This window comes from Enterobacter sp. C6 (assembly GCF_008122455.1).
Classification (GTDB): domain Bacteria; phylum Pseudomonadota; class Gammaproteobacteria; order Enterobacterales; family Enterobacteriaceae; genus Enterobacter; species Enterobacter pseudoroggenkampii.
Map to the genome: position 1 here is coordinate 1 of NZ_QPFW01000097.1, position 4,686 is coordinate 4,686.

A 4,686-nucleotide genomic window follows, 5' to 3' on the forward strand; every position below is an offset into this window, starting at 1 on the left:
GCTCTCCGCCGTGCTGTTAGGTTCAGCGATCATGCTGGCCGACAGCCTTCAGCATGTGACGGAGCACATTAACCGGCAGGCCGTCTGCTGGGGCGTTGTCGCGCTGGTCGGCGCCTTCGCCTTTACCTGGCGGATTCGGCGTGCACAACATCCGCTACTGCCGCCGGTGATGTTCAGAAACGGGCGCTTCACCCTCGCCGCGCTGACCTCGCTGGCGTCGTTTGTGAGCCAGGGGATCACGTTTGTCGCGCTGCCGTTCCTGTTTCAGAGCGTGTATGGCTACAGCCCGGTGGTGTCGGCGCTGCTGTTCACACCGTGGCCGATTGGCATCGTGCTGATCGCGCCGCACGCGGGTCGCTGGGCGGATACGATCTCCGCGCCGCTGATCTCGACCCTCGGGCTGGTGATTTTTGTGGGTGGGTTGGTCCTGCTGGCCACGTTGCCGGACAATCCTTCCGTGTGGAATATCTGCCTGCGCAGTCTGGTATGCGGTATTGGATTTGGCTGCTTCCAGAGCCCCAATAACCGGGAAATGCTCTCTAACGTCGCGCGAGAATATGCCAGCTATGCCTCCGGCGTGTTGTCGATTGTGAGGACATTCGGCCAGTGTCTCGGCGCCGCCGTGGTGGGGGTGCTGCTGGCTGTGACTACAGGGTCAGATCATCAAACGCTTGATGACCGGGCCGTGCATCTGGCGCTGTGGATTGCGGTGATTGCCTCAACGGGATCGGTCTTATTTAGCCTGAGCAGGCTGCGCCCTGCTGTTTGGGCATCAGCGTAAACTATTGCAGCGCCGAGAGGCGCTGCTCGTTTTTACGCATAGGCTGTAGGGCGTTCGTTCCAGGCATCAGTGTACTGAATATTTCCGTCCAGAATTTTCCAGGTGATTTTTGCATATCGCAAAGATACATTTTCCATGTGACCTGTACCGGGACAATCTCTTGTATCATGCATTATTGGAGTTATTGAAATGACTTTCACACCTTCCATAAGGATGTTGAAGTATTCCACTTCCTGACCAGCATCATTGATGTGGTAGAACTTTAATTCAGCACTATGAAGCGTCTGACCTGTAGCGACTGCTTTATATAGATAGGGTGAAGATGAATCAATTGCTTTTGTTAAACTGAAAGCTGAGTGTTGCCTTGTACCTGTAAGTTTACCCGTTGCATCATCTGTTGGAATGCTCAGGTTATGAATCAGATCCCTGAGCTCTATACTTCCTTCACGGTCTGCAACATCAGAACCGCCACGGATCATTGCTCCGCCATCGTCTTTCAAAAAGAGGTGTACTGGTACAGCCATTTCTATAACTCCTTATTTTGATTAATCTCTTATTCCATTGGCTATGAGGTTAATTACAGGCATGATCGCTACACCATCTGCATAGAACAGATCAGAATTAGTGAATGAATAAACCTTGCCAGTGATTTTTACATTTACCGTGCTCCCATAAGCTGAAGCAGTAACATTGCTTGTGTTGGCTTCAAGGAATGGTGATCGATCTTCAAGGGCTTTCATAATGTTCCCGCTGTTGTCTTTATCTAAGTAGAAGCGGTAAACACCCGACACCGTAGCGCCCCCATCATCATACTTTGTTATGTACAGTGTGACGGTATCAGAGAGTTTCTGTTTGCTGACAAAACTATCGTGAGGAGGTGCATTAAAATAGTATTGATATGTCAGAAACCCACAAACAACGAGCAATAGAATCGTTGTGAGTAAGAAATGAAGCCGTTTAATAACCGTATTTCTTTGCATATTCTATACCTTGCCTTATCCAAAACTGATCGTGAGGATCATCCCCATAAGGCGGTTTTTGATACCAGTGCCCCCATTTCTTTTTGGAGGTTTTAGCTCTTTCCTGCGCCCATCCAGCCCCCATCAATAGCGTTTTTGATGGTATCCCGGCGGCATAACCAGCCGAACCATAATTGAAGTTCCCAAAATTTGCTAACTCAGGGTGTCCCTGCTTGTAATCCCACGGCCCCTTATTTCTTACTTTTTGATAAAACCAAAGATAGGTTGTCGGGATAGCCATGTTTCTACTCATACCATGCGCTCTTGCAATCCTCATGTTTGCCAACACAAGTGCGATTCCTTCTTTAGGCAACAAAGGTATAACAGCCATATTAACCATCCATCCACTGTGGGTATGTGGCCGAGTATCGTACACTTTTGCGATGGTAAAAAAGATATCTGTTTCCAGAGAAATGACGGAAAAATATCCGACTAAGGTATTAATCGCATTAAAAATCAAAGAAATTTAGGCTGCGCCCTGCACGGTCTACAGGCAAGCGTTGCACAATGTAGGCCGGGTAAGCGCAGCGCCACCCGGCAAGAAAGACGACTCGTTTGTTTACTCCAGCGCCAGCAGCGCAAAGCTCGCCAGCCAGTGTCCGCCGCTATAGTGGCTGCCGACGACATGCCCGACGCTGGCGGCCAGGTGTTTCGTCACCGCCTCGCGCAACGCCGGTTGCGCCGGGTGGCTGGCAGGAAGCGCTTTCGCAATGTGCTTCATACACCACGCGCGGCTGAGGTTTAACCCGTCCAGATGGGCAATTTTCGGGTCGGTACGGTCGCTCACCTCCGCCGGGTTCATCAGTGCCGTAACGGCGCCCACCTCTGGCAGAAACGCATCAAACCAGGCCGGGAAGTCTTCAGACACTTTGCTCATCAGCAGCGCCTCCGTCAGCGCGCCGGAAATATACTCGTCTCCGCCGGGTTCATAGTGTGCCGGATAGCGCGTGTCGGCGAGATAAAACCGCTCCGCTGCCGCCAGAATCGCCTGTTCAAGCGCCTTGTCTCCCACTGTGCGACCGTAATCGAGCGCCAGCGCGAGGGCAAACGCGGTGTTGTAGTGCGTCCCGACGCGGATCGGGTAGGTGAGCTTACCGAGGTAATCCACCAGCCGGTTGCGAATATCCTGGGTGAGCGGCTCCAGCGTCTGGTACCAGCCTGCGGCCTGCGGCAGCGACGACTGTTTCAGCTCCTGAGCCAGCGCCAGCAGCCAGCCGTAACCATACGGGCGCTCAAACGAGGCGCGGAACGGCGCGGTGAAATAGGCCAGCTCCTTCGCCACGTTCTCTTCGGTCATGTGCTCGTCAAAAAGCGCGACGATCGCGTCCCGGCACGGTAGTTCCGGATAGAGGCGCACGCAGCGCAGCAGCAGCCAGTAGCCGTGCACCGCCGAGTGCCAGTCGAAACAGCCGTAGAAAATCGGGTGCAGTTCGCGGGGCGGCAGAACGTCACCATCATCATTCAGCAGGTGCATGATGTGGTTCGGGTATTCCTGGCGCAAATAGGTCAAAGGCATGCGGGCAAACGCGTCGGCCTGATGTTGCGTTAATTCCATAACAGCTCCTTAGCGAAACACGAGGAAATACATTAAGAACACGTTCACCACCAGCAGGGTTAACGCGGTCGGGATCTGGATCTTGATCACCTGATATTTGTCTTTCAGCTCCAGCAGCGCGGCGGGAACGATATTGAAGTTCGCGGCCATCGGCGTCATCAGCGTGCCGCAATAGCCTGCGTACATGCCAATCGCCAGCAGCGGCGCCGGGTTGCCGTGATGCACGTTGATCAGAAACGGCAAGGCGATACCGGCACTTAACACCGGGAAGGCCGCAAAGGCGTTACCCATAATCATGGTAAACAGCGCCATACCCACGCAGTAAATCACCACCAGCATAAAGCGGCTATCCGGGTTCACAAACAGGCTCACCACCTTCTGTACCGAGTCGCCCGTGTTGGCCACCACGAACACGCCGCCGAGCATGGCCAGCATCTGCGGCAGGATCACCGCCCAGCCGATAGTATCGACAAGACGACGGGACTGACGAACGGCATGCAGCGGCGTGCCTTTGGTCAGCCACCAGCCGGTGAGGATCGCCGCGACGCAGGCCACGCAAAGCGCCGCCAGGGTGAGCTGCTTCTGATCGAGCAGAAACACGCCGCCGACCGAAACGCCCTTCAGGAATAACGTGCCCAGCACCGTCACCACCGGGATCATCAGCGCGGGCAGGAACAGCCAGTTTTTGAGCCGATTCGATGAGGCAACGCGCTCCTCCTCGGTAGACATTTTGTAGTGCCCTTTCCCGACCAGACCAAACCCCGCCAGCAGCGCGATGGCGATAACGCCGCCGCCGATAATCCGGTACGCCAGCGATTTGCCGAGTTCCTGAACCATCAGATCGCCAAACAGGAAGATCCCGCCAAACAAGAACCAGAACAGCGCGGTGGTAAAGCGCTTCGGATTGGCGCGATCGCGCAGGGTCATCACAACCAGCAGCATCACGACAAAGCCAATCAGGTAGTACACGCGGTGGATGGTGATAAGCGTCATCATTGCGCGGCCTCCTGCGTACCCTGCTCTGCACGCCAGGCCATCACGTCGCGACGGATACTTGCATCGAGGCGCAGCAGGCGCGTCATATGAATAATCAATGCCGCAATGGCGGTTGGAATGGCCCACAGGCCGATATGCAGCGGTTCAATGCCCTGAATGCCATTCTCTTTCAGGAACGCGTCGATCAGCAGCACTGCCCCGAAGGCAATAAAGATATCTTCCCCAAAGAAGACCGCGATGTTGTCGCACGCGGCGGCGTGGGCTTTGATTTTGTCGCGAATGTGCTGCGGCAGCTCGCCATATTCGTTCAGCGCCGCTCCTTCGGCCATCGGCGC

At 54.7% G+C, this 4,686-nt stretch carries 7 protein-coding genes; 1 reads left to right on the forward strand and 6 read right to left on the reverse strand.

Annotated features, from left to right (window positions below):
* Window positions 1-781 (forward strand): MFS transporter (locus DOU50_RS01205; protein WP_148768573.1); only part of this gene is annotated, 781 nt, incomplete at its 5' end.
* A gap of 32 nt (window positions 782-813) precedes the next feature.
* On the opposite strand, the gene DOU50_RS01210 is transcribed toward DOU50_RS01205, so the two are convergent.
* From DOU50_RS01210 to DOU50_RS01235, 6 genes are all read right to left on the reverse strand, one after another.
* Window positions 814-1,305 carry an Hcp family type VI secretion system effector gene (locus tag DOU50_RS01210; RefSeq protein ID WP_148768574.1) on the reverse strand — a complete coding sequence of 164 codons (492 nt, stop codon included), beginning with the start codon at window positions 1,303-1,305 and terminating at the stop codon, window positions 814-816.
* 21 nt (window positions 1,306-1,326) lie between these two features.
* Window positions 1,327-1,761: a hypothetical protein gene (locus DOU50_RS01215; RefSeq protein WP_148768575.1), complete on the reverse strand. Its 435-nt coding sequence runs from the start codon at window positions 1,759-1,761 to the stop codon at window positions 1,327-1,329.
* Entirely contained in the window at window positions 1,739-2,131 is a 393-nt protein-coding gene (locus DOU50_RS01220) for a polymorphic toxin type 44 domain-containing protein (RefSeq protein ID WP_032647837.1), read from the reverse strand. The genes DOU50_RS01215 and DOU50_RS01220 overlap by 23 nt, the downstream gene beginning before the upstream one ends.
* Before the next feature lie 228 nt (window positions 2,132-2,359).
* A complete protein-coding gene (locus tag DOU50_RS01225; RefSeq protein WP_148768576.1) occupies window positions 2,360-3,355 on the reverse strand; it encodes a DUF2891 domain-containing protein in 996 nt (331 codons plus the stop codon).
* Between the two features lie 9 nt (window positions 3,356-3,364).
* Complete coding sequence (locus DOU50_RS01230; protein WP_148768577.1) at window positions 3,365-4,351, reverse strand: DUF979 domain-containing protein; 987 nt, start codon at window positions 4,349-4,351, stop codon at window positions 3,365-3,367.
* On the reverse strand, window positions 4,348-4,686 hold a 339-nt coding region (locus DOU50_RS01235), incomplete at its 5' end, for a 5-oxoproline transporter, DUF969 family subunit (RefSeq protein ID WP_148768578.1). The genes DOU50_RS01230 and DOU50_RS01235, both read right to left, overlap by 4 nt.

What these genes read in the sequence shown, in the direction of transcription:
- DOU50_RS01210 (WP_148768574.1), bottom strand. Translation starts at nt 1,305, where the DNA reads ATGGCTGTACCAGTACACCTCTTTTTGAAAGACGATGGCGGAGCAATG.
- DOU50_RS01215 (WP_148768575.1), bottom strand. Translation starts at nt 1,761, where the DNA reads ATGCAAAGAAATACGGTTATTAAACGGCTTCATTTCTTACTCACAACG.
- DOU50_RS01220 (WP_032647837.1), bottom strand. Translation starts at nt 2,131, where the DNA reads ATGGCTGTTATACCTTTGTTGCCTAAAGAAGGAATCGCACTTGTGTTG.
- DOU50_RS01225 (WP_148768576.1), bottom strand. Translation starts at nt 3,355, where the DNA reads ATGGAATTAACGCAACATCAGGCCGACGCGTTTGCCCGCATGCCTTTG.
- DOU50_RS01230 (WP_148768577.1), bottom strand. Translation starts at nt 4,351, where the DNA reads ATGATGACGCTTATCACCATCCACCGCGTGTACTACCTGATTGGCTTT.